The organism is Micromonospora sp. IBHARD003 (genome assembly GCF_056106285.1).
Window position 1 is genome coordinate 5,066,405 of the sequence record NZ_JBWBBX010000001.1, and the last position, 22,264, is coordinate 5,088,668.

At 71.5% G+C, this 22,264-nt stretch carries 14 protein-coding genes; 11 read left to right on the forward strand and 3 right to left on the reverse strand.

All coding sequences use genetic code 11. The features are described 5' to 3' along the window. Positions 1-91: 91 nt before the first annotated feature. The 6 genes from ACTWOL_RS22635 to ACTWOL_RS22660 all read left to right on the forward strand — a co-directional run bounded on the left by ACTWOL_RS22635 (position 92) and on the right by ACTWOL_RS22660 (position 13,978). Positions 92-1,798 carry a glycerol-3-phosphate dehydrogenase/oxidase gene (locus tag ACTWOL_RS22635; protein WP_474298564.1) on the forward strand — a complete coding sequence of 569 codons (1,707 nt, stop codon included), beginning with the start codon at positions 92-94 and terminating at the stop codon, positions 1,796-1,798. Positions 1,799-2,697: 899 nt separating this feature from the next. After that, on the forward strand, positions 2,698-5,013 hold the full coding sequence (locus ACTWOL_RS22640; protein ID WP_474298565.1) for a serine/threonine-protein kinase: 2,316 nt from the start codon (positions 2,698-2,700) through the stop codon (positions 5,011-5,013). Positions 5,014-5,136: 123 nt separating this feature from the next. Beyond that, complete coding sequence (locus tag ACTWOL_RS22645) at positions 5,137-8,244, forward strand: protein kinase (protein ID WP_474298566.1); 3,108 nt, start codon at positions 5,137-5,139, stop codon at positions 8,242-8,244. Between the two features lie 255 nt (positions 8,245-8,499). Next, complete coding sequence (locus tag ACTWOL_RS22650; protein ID WP_474298567.1) at positions 8,500-10,203, forward strand: serine/threonine-protein kinase; 1,704 nt, start codon at positions 8,500-8,502, stop codon at positions 10,201-10,203. A gap of 257 nt (positions 10,204-10,460) precedes the next feature. After that, entirely contained in the window at positions 10,461-12,089 is a 1,629-nt protein-coding gene (locus tag ACTWOL_RS22655) for a succinic semialdehyde dehydrogenase (protein ID WP_474298568.1), read from the forward strand. 53 nt (positions 12,090-12,142) lie between these two features. Continuing rightward, positions 12,143-13,978, forward strand: coding sequence for a GMC oxidoreductase (locus ACTWOL_RS22660; protein ID WP_474298569.1), 1,836 nt, complete (start codon positions 12,143-12,145; stop codon positions 13,976-13,978). Between the two features lie 813 nt (positions 13,979-14,791). On the opposite strand, the gene ACTWOL_RS22665 is transcribed toward ACTWOL_RS22660, so the two are convergent. Then, positions 14,792-15,094 (reverse strand): chorismate mutase, encoded by a 303-nt coding sequence (locus ACTWOL_RS22665; RefSeq protein WP_474298570.1) that lies wholly within the window; start codon positions 15,092-15,094, stop codon positions 14,792-14,794. 339 nt (positions 15,095-15,433) lie between these two features. Here ACTWOL_RS22665 and guaA point away from each other — a divergent pair, with 339 nt between their 5' ends. The 5 genes from guaA to ACTWOL_RS22690 all read left to right on the forward strand — a co-directional run bounded on the left by guaA (position 15,434) and on the right by ACTWOL_RS22690 (position 20,720). After that, positions 15,434-17,050: a glutamine-hydrolyzing GMP synthase gene (gene guaA / locus ACTWOL_RS22670; protein ID WP_474298571.1), complete on the forward strand. Its 1,617-nt coding sequence runs from the start codon at positions 15,434-15,436 to the stop codon at positions 17,048-17,050. Positions 17,051-17,163: 113 nt separating this feature from the next. Further along, positions 17,164-17,748 carry a Uma2 family endonuclease gene (locus tag ACTWOL_RS22675; RefSeq protein WP_474298572.1) on the forward strand — a complete coding sequence of 195 codons (585 nt, stop codon included), beginning with the start codon at positions 17,164-17,166 and terminating at the stop codon, positions 17,746-17,748. A gap of 58 nt (positions 17,749-17,806) precedes the next feature. After that, positions 17,807-18,619 (forward strand): class II aldolase/adducin family protein, encoded by an 813-nt coding sequence (locus ACTWOL_RS22680; RefSeq protein ID WP_474298573.1) that lies wholly within the window; start codon positions 17,807-17,809, stop codon positions 18,617-18,619. A gap of 124 nt (positions 18,620-18,743) precedes the next feature. Beyond that, entirely contained in the window at positions 18,744-20,000 is a 1,257-nt protein-coding gene (locus ACTWOL_RS22685) for a hypothetical protein (protein ID WP_474298574.1), read from the forward strand. A 183-nt stretch (positions 20,001-20,183) separates the two neighbouring features. Next, positions 20,184-20,720 carry a DoxX family protein gene (locus ACTWOL_RS22690; protein WP_474298575.1) on the forward strand — a complete coding sequence of 179 codons (537 nt, stop codon included), beginning with the start codon at positions 20,184-20,186 and terminating at the stop codon, positions 20,718-20,720. Here ACTWOL_RS22690 and ACTWOL_RS22695 read toward each other — a convergent pair. Beyond that, positions 20,627-20,890, reverse strand: a complete 264-nt coding sequence (locus ACTWOL_RS22695) for a hypothetical protein (protein WP_474298576.1) — start codon at positions 20,888-20,890, stop codon at positions 20,627-20,629. The two genes, ACTWOL_RS22690 and ACTWOL_RS22695, sit on opposite strands and share 94 nt — an antisense overlap. Further along, positions 20,877-22,208 carry a PspC domain-containing protein gene (locus ACTWOL_RS22700; protein WP_474298577.1) on the reverse strand — a complete coding sequence of 444 codons (1,332 nt, stop codon included), beginning with the start codon at positions 22,206-22,208 and terminating at the stop codon, positions 20,877-20,879. The genes ACTWOL_RS22695 and ACTWOL_RS22700 overlap by 14 nt, the downstream gene beginning before the upstream one ends. Positions 22,209-22,264 lie beyond the last annotated feature (56 nt).

Sequence of the window (22,264 nt, forward strand, 5' to 3'; positions counted from 1 at the left end):
CCGAGTGTTGTCCACAGGCGGTGGCTGAAGCCGGGGAGTGCGGACAGAATCGAGGTGTGAGTCCCACCAACGGGGGCGACGGGAGGCAGCCGTGAGGACAGTGACACTGGGGCCCGCCCAGCGTGCCGAAGCGCTCGCCGCGATGGCCGAGCGAGAGCTGGACGTGCTGGTCGTCGGCGCGGGAGTGGTCGGCGCGGGCACCGCGCTGGACGCCGCGACACGCGGGCTTTCCACGGGCCTCGTCGAGGCCCGCGACTGGGCGTCGGGCACCTCGAGCAGATCCAGCAAGCTCATCCACGGCGGGCTGCGCTATCTGGAGATGCTGGACTTCGCGCTGGTCCGGGAGGCCCTCAAGGAGCGCGGACTGCTGCTGGAGCGGCTCGCCCCGCATCTGGTGCGGCCCGTGCCGTTCCTCTACCCGCTGCAGCACCGGGGCTGGGAGCGGCTCTACGCCGGATCCGGCGTGGCGCTCTACGACGCGATGTCGGTGTCGTCGGGTCACGGCCGCGGGCTGCCCGTCCACCGCCACCTCACCCGCAGGCGCGCGCTGCAGGTCGCACCTTGTCTGAAGAAGGATGCCCTGGTGGGCGCCCTGCAGTACTACGACGCCCAGATGGACGACGCCCGTTTCGTGACGACCTTGGTGCGCACCGCGGCGAGCTACGGCGCCCAGGTCGCCAGCCGGGCCCGGGTCATCGGCTTTCTGCGGGAGGGCGAGAGGGTCGTCGGCGCCCGGGTGCAGGACGTGGAGGCGGGCGGGGAGTACGAGGTCAGGGCGAAGCAGATCGTCAATGCCACGGGGGTGTGGACGGACGACACCCAGGCCCTGATCGGTGAGCGCGGCCAGTTCCATGTCCGGGCCTCCAAGGGCATCCATCTGGTCGTGCCCAAGGACCGGATCCACTCGACCACGGGCCTCATCCTGCGCACCGAGAAGTCCGTGCTGTTCGTCATACCCTGGGGCCGTCACTGGATCGTGGGGACGACGGACACCGGCTGGGATCTGGACAAGGCCCACCCCGCGGCCTCCAGCGCCGACATCGACTATCTGCTGGAGCACGTCAACTCCGTGCTGGCCGTGCCGCTCACCCGCGACGACGTCCAGGGGGTGTACGCGGGGCTGCGTCCGCTGCTCGCGGGAGAGTCGGACGCCACCAGCAAGCTCAGCCGTGAGCACACCGTGGCCCATCCGGTGCCGGGTCTGGTCGTCGTCGCCGGCGGCAAGTACACGACGTACCGGGTGATGGCGAAGGACGCCGTGGACGAGGCCGTGCACGGACTGGACCAGCGAGTGGCGTCCTGTGTCACGGAGGACGTACCCCTGCTGGGCGCCGAGGGCTACCGGGCGCTGTGGAACGCCAGGGCGAGGATCGCGGCGAGCACCGGTATCCATGTTGCCCGGGTGGAGCATCTGCTGGGCCGCTTCGGCTCCATGACCGAAGAGGTGCTCGAACTCATCGCCGCCGACCCCGGTCTCGGCGAGCCGCTCGCGGCCGCGGACGACTATCTGCGCGCGGAAGTCGTCTACGCGGCCTCCCATGAAGGAGCCCGCCATCTCGACGACGTCCTCACCCGTCGGACGAGGATCTCCATCGAGACGTTCGACCGGGGCGCGCGCAGCGCCAGGGAGTGCGCGGAGCTGATGGCGCCGGTGCTCGGCTGGGACAAGGCGCAGATAGAGAAGGAGATCGAGCACTACGAGAAGCGTGTGGAGGCCGAGCGGGAGTCGCAGCGCCAGCCGGACGACCTGACGGCCGACGCGGCACGGCTCGGGGCGCCCGACATCGTGCCCATCTAGGTCCTGTCCGGGCGATCTTTGAGGAGTAGCCCGCGGCGTCAGATGCATGGGGCCTCCCCAGGCCCTCCGGGGCCGAGGGGAAGCATCGCAAGGCGATGGGGGTACCCCCGGCCGGAGGCTGGGGGAGATCGTCCTCGTACTGGATGTACTCGGACGACTCCGACAACGCAGCGAGGCGCCGTAGCTGTCGTCGCGGGCCCGAGAAGATCGCCCGGACAGGACCTAGTAGTGCTGTGGCGAAAGGTTCGGGCCAGACTTTTCCGGCCCGGGGCCAGGGTGGGCCGTGTCTCGCCTTCGGGGAACTCGGCTTCCCCGTAAGCCCGTTCTGTCGTGTCCCGACCCGACTCGGCGTCGGACAAGGCCATGACCAGCGGGGCGGTCGGTGAGACGCCCAACGGGATGGCGGTGTGCGGCGCGAGTGGCCGAGCTATACGGAGTCCCCCTCCGCACGCCTGTGCTGACGCACGGTGGACCCGGGAGAATCGCCGGTCCTGGAGTAAGAGAGAATGGGACCTCTTCCAGGGCGGGTTACCGCATCGCGCGGAAGCGGCAGCGCGGGCGAGGATCAGGGATCGCAGAGGGGACGCATGTCGGAGGCGGAGCAGTCACGGGACACGGCACCGGAGCCCCTGCGGGACACTGACCAGGACCTCGAGGGCCCCGAGGCGAAGAGCTCTGACGGGGGCTCGGGGAGGGACGCGGCAGGGAAGGCGGTTGCGGACTCCGCGGCGGAACCCGCGTCGAAGTCCGTACCCCGGCCCGCCCGCGAGGCAGACCGCGCACGCACGGCGGGGGCCGGCGGAGCAGCCGGGAAATCGTCGGGCGGGGCTGCACGAGGCGATGCGGCCAAGAGCGCTGACGGGGAGCCGCGTGAGCCACGTCCGGAGGCGAAGACGGCCATGGCAAAGGCGGACATGGCGAAGGCGGACACGGCGAAAACGGCCATGGCAAAGGCGGACACGGCGAAGGGCGGGAGTACCCGCGGTTCGGATACGGGTGAGGACAAGGCCGTGAAGGCTGCCGGGACCGCAGCAGCGGACGTCAAGGCTGCCGAGCCGGGCAAGGGCGGTGAACCGGCCAAGGCTGCACGGACGGGCGGCCCCGGCGTCAGCAAGGGAGCCGACCCCGCCGACCCCGCCGAATCTGCCGACGCGAAGGAAGCCGAATCAGGAGCCGCTAAGGGCGAGGTGAAGGACGCGGGCGCACGGGGGAGCAGCGGTGGCCGCGCGGCCCCCGGCGGGGGCGGGCGGCCCGGCGCCTTGCGCGAAGCGGTGAAGCCCGCGACCGAAGGGCGGTTGCTCGGCGGGCGGTACCGGCTCGGCGGTGTGCTCGGACGCGGTGGCATGGGCACCGTATGGCGCGCCGTGGACGAGACGCTCGGCCGTACGGTCGCGGTGAAGGAGCTGCGCTTCCCCAGCAGCATCGACGAGGACGAGAAGCGCCGCCTCATCACGCGCACCTTGCGCGAGGCGAAGGCGATCGCCCGGATCCGCAACGCCAACGCGGTGACGGTGTACGACGTGGTCGACGAGGACGACCGCCCGTGGATCGTCATGGAACTGGTCGAGGGCAAGTCGCTCGCCGAAGCGGTGCGCGAGGACGGGCTCCTGACCCCCCACCGGGCCGCCGAGGTCGGCCTCGCGATCCTCGACGTGCTGCGTTCCGCGCACCGCGAGGGCATACTGCACCGCGATGTGAAGCCGTCCAACGTGCTCATCGAGAACGACGGACGCGTCGTCCTGACCGACTTCGGTATCGCGCAGGTCGAGGGCGACCCGTCCATCACGTCCACCGGCATGCTCGTCGGCGCGCCCTCCTACATCTCCCCGGAGCGCGCCCGGGGCCACAAGCCGGGACCGGCAGCCGACCTCTGGTCGCTCGGGGGTCTGCTCTACGCGAGCGTCGAGGGCTGCCCGCCCTACGACAAGGGCTCCGCGATCGCCACGCTCACCGCGGTCATGACCGAGCCGCTCGACCCGCCGAAGAACGCGGGCCCGCTGGAGGAGGTCATTTACGGCCTCCTGGCCAAGGACCCGGCACAGCGGCTCGACGACGCGGGTGCCCGCGCCCTGCTGCTCGACGTCCTCCGGATGCCCGAGCGCCCTGCCGAGCCCGAGCCGTCGCCCGAGGCGACCCGGGTGGTGGCCCTGCCCCCGGTTCCGCCGGAGCCCGCCGCACCGGTGGCCGACCGGGCCAAGGACCGTGCCAAGGACCGCGCCAAGGAGGCGGCCGACGCGGCGGCCGACCGGGTCCGCGGTGCCCTCCGCTCCGTGCGGAACGCGGCGGCGAAGGCCGAGCACGGGCAGCAAGGGACCGCAGTCGGCAAGCGGTCCCCGAACCAGTCCTCCCCGCAGACCACCGCCCACGCTTCCGGCCCGGCGACCACCCGGACGGCGCCCGTGCGCGCCCCGCTCACCGATGTGGTGCCCCGCCGCACCCTGGTGCTGATCGCGGTCGTTGCCGCGCTCGCCGTCCTTGTCACCGTGCTCGCCTTCGCGTACGGCGGCGACGAGGAGAAGGGCGGCCAGGGCAAGACGGGCAACGGCGCAGCCGCCGCGGGCGGTGCCACTTCCGGCGGCGACGGCAAGAACAAGGGCGACGGCGGCAAGAACCAGGACGGCACCAAGGGGGACCAGGACCAGGGGGTCGACCCCGGCAGAGTCGGCGCGGGCAACGGCACGGCGGGGAGTTCCGCAGGCTCACAGCCTTCCGGCGGCTCGACCGCGGGCAAGCCCGGGAGCGGTGCGGCGGGCGGGCTCCCGCCCGGGTACGTGATGGTGACGAACAAGCAGTTCCACTTCACCATGGCGATGCCGAAGCACTTCCGGATGACCGGCATCGCCGGCGAGAACTCAGGCGGGATATTCAGCGCCGACGGCGGATTCCCGCGTGTCCAGGTCGACTTCACCGGCAGCCCGGGCGGCGACGCGAAGCTCGCCTGGGCGACCGCGGTCGCGGGTGTCCAGGCCAGCAGCAGGGGCTACAAGCACCTGGGCATCGAGTCCGTCGACTACAAGGGGTACCCGACCGTCGCCGACTGGAGTTTCGAGCGAGACCAGGGCGGCCAGCGCGTGCGCGTGCTCAACCGCGGCTTCAAGGTCGACGCCGGCCACGGCTACTCGATCATGATCAGCTGTGGTGTGAGCGAGTGGAACGGGAAGGAGTGCACGACACTGCGCGATACGGCGTTCACCACGTTCGCCCCCAAGGACTGACCAGGCCACGTATCGTGAGAGACCGAAGACCGTACGCAGTCGCAAGAAGCCGTTTGGGTGAACGGTTCTGACGTTTCGTAGGGTCTTCGGGACCGGGGGACAGCGCGCTGGTGGGGAGGCGTCGTGGACGACTACGCGGGACGGGTGCTCGCCGAGCGCTACCGCCTGCCGCTTCCGCCGTCCGACGAGTACGACCTCGTCGAGACCCGTGCCTTCGACACCTACAGCGGTCAGGAGGTCGTCGTCCGGCAGCTGCCGCTGCCGGAGGTCGTCGACGCGGAAGTGCTCGACAGCACGGGCGCCATGGGCACGACGGGCGGGACGGGCTACGCGGGGCACCGGCACCCGTCCGGGCGGGCGACCCGGCGGCCGGCCGATCCGGCGGTCCGGCGGGCCGTCGAGGCGGCCCAGGCAGCGGCCCAGATCCCCGACCATCCCCGGCTGGACCAGGTCTTCGACGTTTTCGCGGAGGACGGTTCGCTGTGGATCGTGAGTGAGCTGGTCGCCGCGCGTCCACTGGCGGCGCTGCTCGCCGAGAAGCCGCTGAACCCCTACCGGGCCGCCGAGATCGGCTCGGACGTCCTCACCGCGCTCCGTGCCCTGCACGCCCATGGCTGGACCCACCGGAACATCACGGCCCGTACCGTCCTGGTCTGCGACGACGGCAGGATCGTCCTGACGGGGCTCGCCGCGGGCGCCGCGGAAGAGGCCCTGTGCGGCTACGCACCGGTGCCGGAGCCCCTGGACGGCGTGGACGAGGTGATCGACGCCGAGATCGCCGACCCGCTCGACCCGGGCGACCCGTCCGGGCTGCCCGGTCAGGCCGGCTATGAGGACCGGGACGGCGGCGAGGACGGGCTTGGTCCTGTGGGCGCCGTGGCCGCTGCGGAGCCGTACGCACCCGGCCCGGCGGTGCCCGGGCCGTACGCGCCAGGGGAGCTGCCCCCGAACCCCTACGGCTCGGGCGACCCCTACACCCCTCCGGCTTACGGGTACGGCTTCGGTGACGGTTCCGCGGACACACGGGGCACACGCGCCGGAGCCATCGCCGCCTACCGCGCGGGCGCCCGCGCCGCGGCACGGGACAGCGAGGACCGGCGGCAGGACGAGGCCGCTCACCGGCAGATCGAGGGCGGACGGCGACCACAGGACGGCATCCCCCGTGGCGGCGACGACGCGGGCGGCACGGGCACTTCGGGCAGCACGGGAAGCATGGAGGGCACCCGCCCGGCGAGCGGCCCGGCGGTACGCGACGGGCGCGAAGGCCACGAGGGTCCGGGTGACGAAGGCCGTCATGGTGTCAGGCGGCTGCATCACCCCGGCGTACCGGACGAGTCCGCCGCCGCGGGTTCGAACGCCGTCCCGGGCAGCGGCACCGAGTCCGGCACGGGCATCGCGCCCGGCTCCGGGCCCGTCATCGGCCCGGCACTCCCCGTCCCGCGGGCGAACGTGCCCGCCCCCAACTGGTGGTCCCGTCCGGCACATCCCGGCGGTATCCGCGACCCGTTCGACGACCCCTACGACGACGACACCGACTTCGACGACGAAGCAGCCGACGACGAAGCCGGCGAAGCGGGCCACGGCTTCGGGCGCTACACGAGCGGCCGGTCCGCGACGGACGACGACGGTCCGCCGCGTGACTCGTCGCCGTACGGCGATCCGCCGCGCAATCCGTACCGCGCCGAGCTGGCCGGCATCTGGCGTGACGGTCCCGCCGGTTCGGACGGCCCCGCATCGATTCCGGCGGGCGGTGGGGGATCCGGGTACGGCCGTCGCGACTTCGGCTCCGACGCGCTGCGTGCCGACGCCCACCGCCCCAACACCCTCGGTGCGGGCGCAAGCGGCGAGCGGCTGCCCGTCCAGGCGGAGATCGCGCACGCGAGCGCGACAAGCCCGACGGGCCCGGCAAGCACGGGACGCTGGGACGATGTCGTCGCGGCAGGTCCCGCCGCCCCCGTGTACCGCGGTCCGGCCACCCCCCTCGCCGCCGAGCGCGCCCGTCAGGCACGGATCGCCGTCGTCGGCCCCGTCACCGAACGCTGGGCACCCGAGCAGGCGGGCCCCGTGCACGAGAACTGGCAACTCGCCCCGCCGATCGGCCCCGCCACCGATCTGTGGGCACTGGGCGCGCTGCTGTTCCGCGCGGTGCAGGGCCACGCCCCCTACCCCGAGGAGAGCGCGGCCGAACTGGTCCAGATGGTCTGCGCCGAACCACCCGCGTTCGCCGAGGAATGCGGACCGCTGCGTCCGGTCGTCGAGTCGCTGCTGCGTCAGGATCCCACCGAGCGGCCCGACTTCGAGGAGCTCCGCGGCTGGCTGCGCTCGCTGGTCAGGTCCGCGCCGGAGCCCGACGCGGGCGCTTCGGTGATACCCGTCCCGTCCGTCGACGGCACTCGTCTGCCCGTCGTGCGCCGTCGTGGAGAGCTCGTCCGCAGACGCCGCGCCGGACTGCCCGACACGACCACCCACGGCCGTCACCGGCACCGGAAGGCCCGGCAGCCGCGGGAGCGCGGTGCGCGCAGACCGCGTTCGCTCGGCCGGCTGCTGCTGGTGCTGATCCTGCTGGCGGTCGCCGGGGCCATCGCGTACGCCATGCTGTTCCTGCCGAAGGCCGGGGAGGAGACGGGGGAGCGGCCGTCGTCGTCCGCGCCGGCCGGCGCCGTATCCGACCAGAAGCCGGGCAGCCCGGCGCCCAGCGCCCGTCCGTCCGGGACCCAGCAGCCTTCCCGAACCCCGGCCGGTCAGCAGCCGGGTGCCTCCGCACCGGCCGTTGACGTCGCCGACGGCTACGTGTTGCGCACGGATCCGGAGGGATTCCGGATCGCGGTCGACAAGACCTGGCGGCGGCAGCCCATCAACGACGTCGGCCAGGTCCGTTATACCGGCGGCGACTTCACGCTGATCGTCGTCCCCGGCCGGGACTCGGTCCAGGCGAACGGTGCGGACCCCATGGCCTACCAGCGGGCAAAGGAACGCGAGTTGCAGCCCTTCCGGGACTCCTCGTGGTCCTCCGCCTCCGGGCTGCGCCGTATCGACGTGGGCAAGCAGGCCATGGCGGAAGGGCAGTTCACCTGGCAGGACAGCGCCGGGCGCGAGGTGTACGTCCGCAACCTCGCCCTGATCGTCGGGGACCGTTACCACGTGATCCAGGTCATCGGCCCTGAAGGGCAGCGGGACAAGGTCACCGAGATCTATCAGCAGGCGACCACGGCCTACCGGCCGAGCAGTTGACGTTCTGCATGCTCTGCACGCTGTGCACCGGCGCCCCGGTCGGTGACGTTCCGTATTCGCCGGTCCGGTCGGCACTCGTGCGAGGTGCCCGGTTTCGGGGCAAGCGTCCGTCATGGGACCCTGCGAACCGACCGCATGAGGCAACCATCGAGTAACGGTGCGAGATACTGAGCAGCCCTGTGTTCCCTGTACGTACCTCCCCTTCGTAACCTGTCATTCCAAGGAACGGGGCGGGGGCACAGGCGTGTGGAGAAGATGAGCACAGGCGAGGGACTCCTGCTGGCCGGACGGTACCGGCTCACGGAGAGCATCGGTCGCGGCGGGATGGGCAAGGTATGGCGCGCCCAGGACGAACTTCTGCACAGAACCGTCGCGGTCAAGGAACTCACCGCCGGGCTGTACGTGTCGGAGGCGGACCGCACCGTACTGCACGCCCGGACCCAGAAGGAGGCCCGGGCCGCGGCCCGGATCTCCCACCCGGGTGTCGTCACCGTGCACGACGTCCTCGAGTACGACGGCCGCCCGTGGATCGTCATGCAGTACGTCGACGGCCCGTCACTCGCCGACGCCACCAAGGAGACCGGTCCGGTCGCCGCCAACGAGGCCGCCCGAATAGGGCTGCACGTTCTCGGCGCGCTGCGAGCCGCGCACGCTGCCGGGGTCCTGCACCGCGACGTCAAGCCCGGGAACGTGCTGCTCGCCTCCGACGGGCGGGCGCTGCTGACCGACTTCGGCATCGCCGCCATCGAGGGCGACTCCACCATCACCAGGACCGGCGAACTCGTCGGTTCCATCGACTACCTGGCGCCCGAGCGGGTGCGGGGCGCGGACCCGGGGCCCGCGTCCGACCTGTGGTCGCTGGGTGCCACGCTCTACACCGCGGTCGAGGGCAGCTCCCCGTTCCGCCGCACGTCGCCCCTGTCCACGATGCAGGCCGTGGTCACCGAGGACGCGTCACCGCCCGCGAACGCCGGAGCTCTCGGCCCCGTCATCACGGCGCTGCTGCGCAAGGAGCCCGGGGAGCGGCCGTCCTCCGACGAGGCCGAACGGATGCTGCTGGAGGCGATGGAGGGACGCAGCCCCCGGTCGGCTCAGGCCTACGTACCGACGCAGACGATGAATCCGGGGGACGCGAGGACGGCGACCGCCCATCTGCCCGTCCCCGGCGAGCCGTCCACGGCCGTGACCGTGCCCGGATCCGGTTTCGGCTCCGACCCCGGTCCCGGTCCCGGTGCCGGTACCGGCTTCCACTCCGGCCCTGTGGCGTCCTCGCCGTCCGCCGCCGTGGCCGGGCGCGCCGGCAAGCGACGCGGCCGCCGGCGCAAGCTGCTGCTCGCCGCGGTCCTGGTCGCGGCCGTCGGCGGTGGTGCGGTCTTCGCGGCCCTGCGCTACACGGGTGGTGACCCGGGGGACACCTCGGCCAAGCAGCCCGGCTCGTCGAGCGCTCCCAAGGTCCCCTCCGGTGTCGCCTCGCCCGGCGGCACCTCGGCGGGAGAGGCGCCCGACGGCTGGAGGCGGGTGAAGGACCCGGAAGGCTTCAGCATGCTCGTACCGCAGGGCTGGACGCGCCAGATGGACGGCAACCAGATCGACTACACGCCGGACAACGGCCGTCACCGCATTCGCATCAGCATGGATCCGTCACCCGACTTCGAGAATCCGTACATGCACATGCTCGATGTGGAGAAGATCGTCAAGAAGCGGCTGCCCAAGTACAAGCGACTGACCCTGCACGCCAACACCTTCCGTGACAAGACGAACTCCGCGCTCTGGGAGTTCTCGTGGAACGAGACCAAGGACCATCCCGGCAAGCGCCGTGCGATCGACCAGGTCTACTACGACGACGACGGCACGGAGTACGCCGTCTACATATCGGGTCCCGCCGAGGACTGGGACACGCTCAGGGCGCAGTTCGACACCGTGCTGCAGAGCTGGCAGCCCCCCAAGGCGGGCGGATGACGGCCCGGCCGTCCGTCCAGGGTCTCCGGCGCCTGTTCGCCGTCGCGGACTGCGGGACGGGGCGCGTGGGACACGCGCCCCGGTCCACCTGCCCACAGGCTCGTGGCCGCGAAAAGTGACCGAACGGTGGCCTGGAGCAGACACAAGCCCCTGATCAGGGCTTATCTGCCAGTGATCACTGGCGCAATGTGTGGAGCTCTCGAAAAGCTGTTACCGACGGGTACCCAAAGGCTTGATTGCGTCATACTCTCGCCCCCATGACGGACTCGCAGGCCCTCGCTCCCCACTCCAGCGGCCCCCTCGGCACCAACCCGGTCGCCCAGGCCCCGGCCGGTGTGCGCGCCCCCGCCGATGTGGTCACACCGGAGGTGGTCGCCCAGCTCACCCGTGGCGTCGTCGGCTCCGGCCGCACCGCCAACCACACCCCCTTCACCGGGGAGCAGCTCGCCGACCTGCCCGAGTCCACGCCCGACGACGTCGCCGAGGCGTTCGCCCGTGCCCGCGCGGCCCAGCCTGCCTGGGCCGCGACCCCGGCGCGGGCCCGCGCCGCGGTGCTGCTCCGCTTCCACGATCTGATCCTGGAGCGCCAGGCCGAGGTCCTCGACCTGATCCAGCTGGAGACCGGCAAGGCCCGGCTGCACGCCCACGAAGAGGTGCTGGCCGTCGCCGTCGCGGCCCGGCACTACGGCCGAAAGGCCCCCTCGTATCTGAAGCCGAAGCGGCACACCGGTGTCGTTCCCGTGCTCACCAAGACCACCGAGCTGCGTCAGCCGCGCGGAGTGGTCGGCCAGATCGCCCCCTGGAACTACCCGCTCGAGCTGTCCGTGGGCGACGCGCTGCCCGCCTTCGTCGCGGGCAACGCCGTTGTGATGAAGCCCGACACCGAGACCGCGCTCACCGCGCTGTGGGCCCGCGACCTCCTCATCGAAGCGGGGCTCCCGGAAGGCTGCTTCCAGGTCGTCATCGGCGAGGGTCCGGTCGTGGGCCCCGAGGTCGTCAGGCATGCCGACTACGTCTCCTTCACCGGCTCCACCCGCACCGGCCGCGAGGTCGCCCAGGGCGCGGCCGCCCGGCTGATCGGCGTCTCCCTCGAACTCGGCGGCAAGAACGCCATGCTGGTGCTGCACGACGCCGACGTCGACAAGGCCGCGGCCGGCGCCGTCCGCGCCTGCTTCTCCTCCGCCGGGCAGCTCTGCATCTCCATCGAGCGGCTGTATGTGCACGAGTCGATCGCCGACGCGTTCCTCGAGCGCTTCGCGGCCCGCACCAAGGCGATGCGCCTCGGTAACTCCCTCGCCTACGGCGCCGACATGGGCTCCCTCGTCGGCGAGCGCCAGCTGGAGACCGTCAAGCGCCATGTCGAGGAAGCGGTGGCCAAGGGCGCGACCCTTGTCGCGGGCGGTGTCCACCGCAGCGACATCGGCCCGTACTTCTACGAGCCGACCATCCTCGACGGTGTCGAGGCACCGATGGCCGTGTGCGGCGAGGAGACCTTCGGCCCGGTCGTCTCCCTCTACCGCTTCACGGACGAGGACGACGTCGTCGAGCAGGCCAACGCCACGCCGTACGGCCTGAACTCCAGTGTCTGGACGAAGGACGGCCGGCGCGGTCACGCCGTCGCCGCCCGGCTGCGCACCGGCACCGTCAACATCAACGAGGGCTACGCACCCGCGTACGGCAGCGTCCGGGCCCCGATGGGCGGCATGAAGGACTCCGGGCTCAGCCGCAGGCACGGCTCCGAGGGCATCCTGAAGTACACCGAGGCCCAGACCGTCGCCCAGCAGCGGCTGATGCCGCTCGCCCCGTCCTTCGGTCTGGACGACGAGAAGTACGCGGCGTTCATGAGCACCTCCCTGAAGGTGATGAAGGCCCTGCGCCTGAAGTAAGGGACCTCCGTCACCCGCCCCGGCACCACCCCGCACCCGCACCGAGGAGAGCCATGTCCGGTCCCGAGTTTCCCTCTGCCCGGAAACAGGAAGAGCACGACACCGACCCGGCGTACGACTACGACGTCCTCGTCGTCGGGTCCGGGTTCGGCGGCTCGGTCTCGGCCCTCCGCCTCAGCGAGAAGGGCTACCGTGTCGGTGTCCTGGAGGCGGGCCGCCGCTTCACCCGCGAGACCCTGCCCAAGAACTCCTGGGACCTGCGCAACTACCTGTGGGCCCCCGCCCTCGGACTCTTCGGTATCCAGCGCATCCATCTGCTGGGCAACGTCATGGTGCTGGCGGGTGCGGGAGTCGGCGGCGGCTCCCTCAACTACGCCAACACGCTGTACGTCCCGCCCGCGCCGTTCTTCAACGACCCGCAGTGGAAGGACATCACGGACTGGCAGGAGGAGCTGAAGCCCTACTACGACCAGGCCAAGCGGATGCTGGGGGTCCGGCTCAACCCGACCATGACCCCGTCCGACGTGCATCTGAAGGCGACCGCCGAGGCCATGGGAGTCGGTGACACCTTCCATATGGCGCCGGTGGGCGTCTTCTTCGGGGACGGCAAGGACGCCGTGGGCGAGGACGGCAGCGGTACGGCGAAGGCCGAGCGCGGCGCGGAGGTCCCGGACCCGTACTTCGGCGGTGCGGGGCCCTCCCGCCGCGCCTGCACCGAGTGCGGCGAGTGCATGACCGGCTGCCGCCACGGAGCGAAGAACACCCTCAACGAGAACTACCTCTATCTCGCCGAGAAGGCGGGCGCGGTGATCCACCCCATGACGTCGGTCGTCGCCGTCACCGAGGACGCGCGCGGCGGCTTCGAGGTCAGGACGCTCCCCAGCGACAACAAGCGCAAGGGCAAGGGGCGTACGTTCACGGCACAGCGCGTCGTCATCGCCGCGGGGACGTACGGCACCCAGACCCTGCTGCACCGGATGAAGGACAACGGGCTGCTGCCCCGGATCCCGGCGCGGCTCGGCGAGCTGACCCGCACCAACTCCGAGGCGATCGTCGGCGCGCAGACCGATGACCGCCGCTATCGCAAGCTGCACGGCGGGAAGAAGGTCGACTTCACCCGCGGCGTCGCGATCACCTCGTCGATCCACCCGGACGCCGACACCCATATCGAGCCGGTCCGTTACGGCAAGGGCTCCAACGCCATGGGCGGAATGACCGTCCTGCAGGTGCCCTACAGCGTGAAGCACCGGGTCGCGGGCTGGGCCGCGAACCTGGCCCGGCACCCCTGGCTGGCCGTCCGCGCGCTCTCCAACCGCCGCTGGTCGGAACGGACCATCATCGGTCTGGTCATGCAGTCGCTGGACAACTCGCTGACGACGTACCGCAAGCCGAAGGGACTCGGCAAGGGGCTGCTCACCGCACGCCAGGGGCACGGCGCACCCAACCCCAAGCAGATCCCCGAGGCCACCCGGGCGGCCTCCCTGCTCGCCGAGGAGATCAACGGCTTCGCCGGCTCCAACGTGGGCGAGCTGATGGGCACCCCGCTCACCGCCCACTTCCTGGGGGGCTGTCCGATCGGTGACAACGCGGACAGCGGGGTCATCGACCCGTACCACCGCCTCTACGGCCACCCGGGCATCTCGGTCGTCGACGGCTCGGCGGTCTCCGCGAACCTCGGGGTGAACCCCTCCCTGACGATCACGGCTCAGGCCGAGCGGGCGATGTCGCTGTGGCCGAACAAGGGCGAGGAGGACCCGCGTCCGGCGCAGGGTGCGGCGTACGAGCGGCTGGCCCCGGTCGCGCCCAAGTCGCCGGCCGTTCCGGCGGACGCCTTCGGAGCGCTGAACCTGCCGTTCCTGGGCATGCCCGCGATCCCGCCGAAGAAGTAGCGGCACCGGACGCGGACGGGAGCGGACCGGTACACCGGACCGGTCGGGACCGGACGGACCCGGCCGGGCAACGGGACACCGGATCTGATCCCGACACGGACATGAGAGAGGCGCTGCACCCCCCTCCGAGTGCAGCGCCTCTCTTGCTCTGGTGCCGCGTTCCCCGCGGCGACGCCTCCGGCCCTCCGGTGGTGTCCCTCGTTGACACGTGTCAGGTCTGGCGAGGTCCCCGCGGCGGGATGTGGAGGCGTGAGTGTTGGTTCCGCATGCATGACATGTGACTGACGTAAAGGGTTGTCTCCGGACTCGCAGAAAATCCATGTGGTCAGCGTCACATCGCCGGGGGTGACGGCCCGTGCACAAGCCACACCCCCTGAGGGGCGCGATGCCGAGGGGCGGGCGCACGGGAGGTGTGGCATGCCGGCGGAACGCCGAGGACTGACGGCCGAGGACCGCTCGAGCGGTGCGGGCGGTGCGGGCTGCGGGCGAACGAGAAGCGGCCGGCCCCGGGCGTCCCCGGAGCCGGCCGCTTGGGGTGACCGGGCTGCTGTCCCCTGCCGACCGGTCACGCGCGCCGGGGCGAGGTCCCATGACGTACCTGAGGTACGCCACACGCCCCGGCGGAGCCACGCATGGTTCTATCCTTCCGGCCCGCCCCTGGCTGGCGCGGACAACGGGATCAACGAAGCCTCGCGGGATGCGGTCACGCGCCGTACGGGTGAGAGCGCGTCCGGACAGATGTGCCGTACGGGTGCGCTCCGGCGTTGCCGCGACCGGTGTGCCGCGACCGGTGTGCCCGGCAGGTGTGCGGCGTCAGATGCGGCCCCGGCACAGCTCGAGCATGGTCATCGCCAGCGAGGTACCCGGCTTGCCCAGGGCATCGCGGTAGCGGCCCAGCACTTCCATCTCCCGCGAGAGGTTCACACGGCGGCCGCCCGAGGTGACGCGGGCCTCCTGGATGACGGCCGAGACGGCCATCCGTTCCTGGATGAGACCGATGATGCGGTCGTCGAGGACGTCGATGCGCTCGCGCGCGTCGCCGATGAGCGCGGCGGCGGCGTCGGTCCGGGCGCCGGTGTCGGGGGCGGAGGTGCGGGTGGTGGCGGTCGTGCTCATGGTGAGGGCTCCTGTCCGGTGGTCCTGTGCGGAGTGCGCGGGTCCGGGGAGCGACCAGGTCCGACAACGCCGAGCGCCCCGGACCTTGTCGGCCCGGGGCGCCTGGGAAGTCGCTTGATCAGTTGCTCAAGCAGCACGACCATGGCAGCCGGCGGGCCGGTTGCCATAGGTAAAGACGAAGATCGTGTGCTTGCGCATGACGGACAGTATGGCCCGGTCGGGGCGACGGGGCCAACGCGGGGGCCGGACCGGCTCGGATGGTGAGACGAAGAAGCGCTCCCCGCCCGCCGGTAGAATCAACAGACACAGACCCTCCCACCCCGCCGGAAGGCCGCCGTAGTGTCCTCAGCGCCCCCTGCTGCCGCCGCCGACGTCACCAACCCGGACACCACCCCAGACGTGGTCCTCGTTGTCGACTTCGGCGCCCAGTACGCCCAGCTCATCGCCCGCCGCGTCCGCGAGGCCCGGGTCTACAGCGAGATCGTGCCGTCCACCATGCCGGTGTCCGAGATGCTGGCGAAGAAGCCGGCCGCGATCATCCTCTCCGGCGGCCCCTCGTCCGTCTACGCGAAGGGCGCACCCCGGCTCGACCGTGCGCTCTTCGAAGCCGGGGTCCCCGTCTTCGGCATGTGCTACGGCTTCCAGCTGATGGCACAGACCCTCGGCGGCACCGTCGACAACTCCGGCGCGCGTGAGTACGGCCGTACGGGCCTGCACGTCACGAGGCCCGGTTCCACCCTCTTCGAGGGCACCCCGGCCGAGCAGCCGGTGTGGATGTCCCACGGTGACGCCTGCTCCGCCGCTCCCGAGGGTTTCGCCGTCACCGCGTCCACCGACGTCGTCCCGGTCGCCGCCTTCGAGAACGACGAGAAGAAGCTGTACGGCGTCCAGCACCACCCCGAGGTGATGCACTCGACCTACGGCCAGCAGGTCCTGGAGCACTTCCTCTACCGGGGCGCCGGTATCGAGCCGACCTGGACCACCGGCAATGTCATCGAGGAGCAGGTCACCGCGATCCGGGCCCAGGTCGGCAGCAAGCGCGCCATCTGCGGGCTGTCCGGCGGTGTGGACTCGGCGGTCGCGGCCGCCCTGGTCCAGAAGGCCATCGGCTCCCAGCTGACCTGCGTGTACGTCGACCACGGCCTGATGCGCAAGGGCGAGACCGAGCAGGTCGAGAAGGACTTCGTCGCGGCCACCGGGGTCTCGCTGAAGGTCGTCGACGCCCAGGAGCGCTTCCTGAACGCGCTCGCCGGGGTCTCCGACCCCGAGGAGAAGCGGAAGATCATCGGCCGGGAGTTCATCCGGGTCTTCGAGCAGGCGCAGGCCGAGATCATCGCCGAGGCGGGCGCGCACGGTGAGCAGCCGGTCCAGTTCCTGGTCCAGGGCACCCTCTACCCGGACGTGGTGGAGTCCGGCGGCGGTACCGGCACCGCGAACATCAAGTCCCACCACAACGTGGGCGGCCTCCCCGAGGACCTCGAGTTCGAGCTGATCGAGCCCCTGCGCAAGCTGTTCAAGGACGAGGTCCGGATGGTCGGCCAGGAGCTCGGCCTGCCGGAGGAGATCGTCCACCGCCAGCCGTTCCCGGGCCCGGGCCTCGGCATCCGTATCGTCGGCGAGGTCACCAGGGAGCGTCTGGACCTGCTGCGCGAGGCCGACGCGATCGCCCGCGAGGAGCTCACGGCGGCCGGTCTGGACCGTGAGATCTGGCAGTGCCCGGTGGTGCTGCTCGCCGACGTCCGCTCGGTCGGCGTCCAGGGCGACGGCCGCACCTACGGCCACCCGATCGTGCTCCGTCCGGTCTCGTCCGAGGACGCCATGACGGCGGACTGGACGCGGATGCCGTACGAGGTCCTGGCGAAGATCTCGACCCGCATCACCAACGAGGTCGCGGACGTGAACCGCGTGGTCCTCGACGTGACGTCGAAGCCGCCGGGCACCATCGAGTGGGAGTGACCCTCCCCGAACGTCAACGCCGACGCCGTCGCTCATTCGTTTGAGCGGCGGCGTCGCCGTTCGCTGTGGGTAGTCTGATCGAACGGACCAGACTCACGGCCATGGGAGCACTCATGAGCGCAGAGATCTCGCACCACTGGCCGGTGCCGCCGCGCGACGGCTACACCGTGGACGATCTCCTCACCCTGCCCGACCTCCCGCCGCACACCGAGCTGATCGACGGGAGCCTGGTCTTCGTGAGTCCGCAGCGGGATTTCCACAGCATTGTGATCGACCTGTTGGTGCAAGGGCTGCGCAGCACGGTGCCCCCTGAGCTGAAGGTCCGGCGCGAGATGACCGTGGTGCTCGACAAGCGCAACGGCCCGGAGCCGGACGTGTCCGTTGTCCGTGCCGCCGCGGCGCGGAGCCGTGCGCAGACGTACTTCCAGGTGCGGGACGTCCTGCTGGCGGTCGAGGTGGTCTCCCCCGACTCCGAGGCCCGCGACACGGACACCAAGCCGCACAAGTACGCCGGCGCCGGGATCCCTTACTTCTGGCGGGTCGAGATGGCCGGTGAGGACGAGCAACCGGTGGTCCATGTCTTCGAGCTCGACAAGGAGACCAGGGCCTATGTGCTCACCGGCACGTTCCGTGACCGGCTCAAGGTCTCCGTGCCGTTCGACATCGACATCGACCTCACCGGGATCGATGAGCTCTGATCCCCAAGCCATGTGACATCTCTGGCCAGTTGAGGAGCGCGGCGCTACCTTCCGCCGCATGGACGAGATCCCGGCGAAGCCGCCCGCTCCCGCTCCCCCTCCCGTACCGGTCGACCGGTTGCAGTTCGCGATGCCGCCGGTGTGCGCGTCCGTGTCCGAGGAGCGAGCCCACCGCAAGCAGCGGCTCGCGGGGGCACTGCGGGTGTTCGCCGCGCTCGGGTACGAGGAAGGGGTCTCGGGGCACATCACCGCGCGCGACCCCGAGTTCGAGGACTGCTACTGGGTCAACCCGTTCGGGGAGCCGTTCGCCACGATGACCGCGAGCACGCTCGTCCTGGTCAACTGCGAAGGACAGGTCGTCGAGGGCGCCCGGCGCATCAACCAGGCCGCGTTCGCCGTACACGCCGAGGTGCACCGGGCCAGGCCCGGGGTCGTGTCCGTCGCGCACACCCACTCCCTGCACGGCCGCGCCCTGGCCGCGCTCGGTGACCTCCTCGATCCCCTCACCCAGGAGGCCTGCGCCTTCTACGAGGACCACGCGCTGTACGACGCCTACACGGGAGTGAGGGTGAACGCCGACGAGGGCCGGCGTATCGCCGCGGCCCTCGGTGGCCGCAAGGGCATCATCCTGCGCAACCACGGTCTGCTCACCGTCGGCGACTCCGTAGACGCCGCCGCCTGGTGGTTCATCGCCATGGAACGCTGCGCCCAGGTACAGCTCACGGCGCGGGCGGCCGGAAAGCCGGTGCTCATCGAGCACAAGGACGCCGCGGCCACCAGGGAGCAGCTCGGCAGCGACCTCGTGGCGTGGATCAGCTACCAGCCGCTGTGGCGGAAGATCGCCGCCGCCGAGCCCGAACTCATGTCGTAGTACGTCAATTTGATCGTGAGGCAATCACCCTCGCATTGTCCCGCGCGGGCCTGTTCCCGTTCGCCCTTACGGCACAATTCCTTTGCATTACAAGGTCGTTGCTCTGGCGGAAGGGTGCGTCGCCGTGGCGGTGCAGGAGGCGGGACACAGCGTGCACGGCGGCGGCTGCGCGTGCGGGGACTGTCCGCACGGCGCTCGGGAGGGGCACCGGCGGGCGGTCGCCGAGTTCGGCGTGCGGCGGGACGAGCTGGCCTCGGGGCACGGGCTGCCCGCGCAGGTCGCGTACTCCGAAGGAGCGTCCCGTCAGTGGATCTCGGACGAGCTCACCGAGTCGGCGCGCGTCGTCTCCGAGCGCAGCCGCGCCGCGGGTGAGGCCTGGCTCCACCGCGTCTGGCGGCGCACGCTGTGCGCGGTCTGGGGTGCTGCCGGTCTGCTGCTGGCCGCCCTGACCGTGACCGCCGTCGGCTCCGGCTGGAGCGCGACGCGCACCGCGGGACTGGCCGCCGCGGTCTGCTTCGCCGCAATGCTCACCGGGGCGGCCTGGCTGCACCGTGCCCACGGCGGTCTCCTCGCCCCGGTCGTCGGCGAGGACAACCGGCTGTCCACCTCCCGGGTGGTCGCCGCAGCTTGGGTGCTCTTCGCCGTCGGCACCGTCCTGTTCCTGGCCTTCCGTCTGGCCGCCGCGGGATCCGTCACGGCCTCGGGCGGCGGTGCGGGGCCCGCCCGTGGTGCCGCGCTGCTGTCCGTCGTCACCGTCGTCTGCCTCGTCGCCGTCGTCGTCCGCCGTGTCGTCACCGTGCGCATCCTGACCCAGCGTCTGCAGAAGGTGCAGGCCGACCACCCCCGTCCGGCCGATCTGCTGTGTGACGACGCGGGCCGCGGCAGTTTCACGGACGCCCAGTACGTCCTCGTCGGCGCCGCTGTTCTGACGTACGCCGCGGTGCTGATCGTCCGCCGCCCGGACGGGCTGCCGCAGCTCCCCTGGGGCGTGACCGCCCTGGCGCTCGTCTCCGCCGTCGTCTACCTCGCCGGGAAGTACGCGGAGGGCGGCAGGCCCGTCGTCCTCTCGGTCGTCCGTGCCCGCGAGCCCGGCGATCTGGACGGCCCCATCAGGACCGGCGACGACATCGAGATCCGCGGCTCGGGCTTCGTCCCTCCGGGCGCGGGTACGCCGGACCGGCTGTCACGGATGACCGTCCGCATCGGTACGGTCCATGTGCACGTCCCGCTGGTTCCCGTCTCCGGCGGCTTCAGCAATCCGACCGACACCACGGTGCGAGTCCCCGTCCCGGTCGACGTCGAACCGGGCCGGGTCGATGTGCAGGTGGTGACGGCGGCGGGCGCCGAGTCCAACCGTGTCGGCATCGACGTCGCGGACTGACCGCCCGAAACGTCGGCTCTCGGGGCCTTTCGTCTGCGTATCGCCGGGCTGGTCCGAACGAAAGCCCCTGGGCCCTGTCACCGATTCGGCGTAGAAGTCTGAGCCGTACGGCCGTCATACGCGTAGTCATACATGCAGACCGGGGAGAGAATCGTTCCAGCCGGGTATGACGCGGAGGCGACGATGGCGCATGTGGACCGGACGACGAGCATGGCAACCTACGGAATGATCAACGATCGGCGGGACGGCGCGGGCGGCTGGCGGGAGACGGGGCAGCGATACGCCCTGCTGCCTCTGCGGCTCTTCCTCGGCGTGACCTTCATCTACGCCGGACTCGACAAGCTCACCGACCAGGCCTTCCTGTCCGCGAGCGGCACGGGGTCGATCGGTGAACTCATGCGCTCCGTGCGCGGCACCTCAGCGATCCCGGCCCTGGTGGACCTTGCCCTGAAGAACCCAGAGGGCTTCGGATACGCCATCGCCATCGGGGAACTCGCCGTCGGCATCGGCACCCTGATCGGGCTGCTGGCGCGGCTCGCCGCCTTCGGCGGTGCGCTGATCTCCCTGAGCCTGTGGCTGACCGTCAGCTGGCAGACCTCCCCGTACTACTACGGCAACGACCTGATCTATCTGATGGCCTGGTTGCCGCTCGTGCTCGCCGGTGCCTCCGTCCTCTCGGTCGACGCGGCCATCCGGGACCGGCGCAGTCTGATCCGGTAGTGGGCGAAGGCCACGGCACCGGCCAGGACCAGACCGCCGAACACCAGCGGCAGGGCCACGAACCAGGCGACGTCCCAGGCGCCCGCCACGTCTCCCAGGGAGAGCGCTGCGGCCGCCAGGGCCGCCGATCCGGCGATCAGCCTGGCCGGCCGGAACTCATGGAGCAGCACGGGTGACCTCCACCTGTCCGAGCCCGACCCGCAGGTCGAGCGTGAGCGTGCCGCCGGGCTCGGCACCTTCGGGCGGGGCGAGGGTCGCGGTGCGCCGCTGGGAGGGGCCCACGTCCACGTCCCGGGGCGGATCGCCCGGCAGCCGGATGTCGCCGAGCCCGCTCTGCGCGGTGATCCGCACCGTCGCCTCCCTGGGCACGATCACCCTCAGCTGCCCCGCGCCGACCTCGGCCTCGGTGCCGGCCTCCTGCCCCGCCGCGATCGCGAGCCTCCCCAGGTCGAGCGTGGCGACACCGGTCCCGTGCTCGTAGCGCGGCGCGAGCGCGGCGACGGTGGCCGGCCGCCACTCCGTGCGCATCCACTGGGTGCCGATCTCCTTGGGCAGTAGGGACGCACCCGTCAGCAGCAGGGCCGTGAGCATCGTCATCAGGATCGTGCCCGCGCCCGTACGTCCGAGGAGGCTGCTCGTCACCAGGCCGAGGCCGAACACCGCCAGGGCACAGGCGAAACCGATCTGCAAAGAGGTGCCGAGCGGTTGTGTGCCCCAGCTCAGCCCGGTGCCGAGACCAGCGGCGAGCAGCGCGAGCAGGAAGACGAGGCCGCCGATGCCCCGCGGCCCGCGCGGGCGCGGCGTCACCGTGTTCCCGCCCGGGGCGCCGCAGCCCCACGGAACACCGGTGTGAGGGCTGGTGCCGGTGGCGGCGTCCGCCACCACCGCGTCGGGAGGGCCCCAGAGATAGCCGGTGGCCACCGGGCCGGTCGTGCCGTCCTTGATGATCGGGTCACGCCACCAGGACGGGCCGCCCGGGGCGGGCGGTGCCTGCGTCTCCGGCGGCGCCTCCGCGACCGCGTGCGCGGACGCCGGGTCGAGCGGGCTTCCCTCGGGAGCGGCCAGCGAGCGCCGCTGGGACCAGACCGCGGCCCCCGTCACGGCGAGCGCCAGCAGTGCGGAGAAGGCGAGGGTGCTGCCGTTGCCGATCATGGACAGGAACAGCGCACAGCCGAGCAGGGCCATCACCACGGCGATCAGTGCCGCACCGTCGACCCGGCCCGACAGCGCCCGCCGGGCCTCGTTCTCGTCCTCGCCCGCGAGGGGCACCAGCAGCCAGGCGAAGCCGTAGAAGATCAGCCCGATACCGCCCGTCACCGCGAGCACCCCGATGACGATCCGGAAGATCACCGGGTCGATGTCGCAGTACCGGCCGAGCCCGCCGCAGACACCGGCGACGACCTTCTGCCGCGGGGCGCGGCGCAACCGGGGCGGAGGCGGCTGCTGCTCCGGCGGCGGCCCGTGGGGCGGGGCGGTCGGCTGAGTCATGACTCCATGGTGACCGGCCCCGGCCCTCCGCGGCAGCCGCCATGACCCTGGCCCTT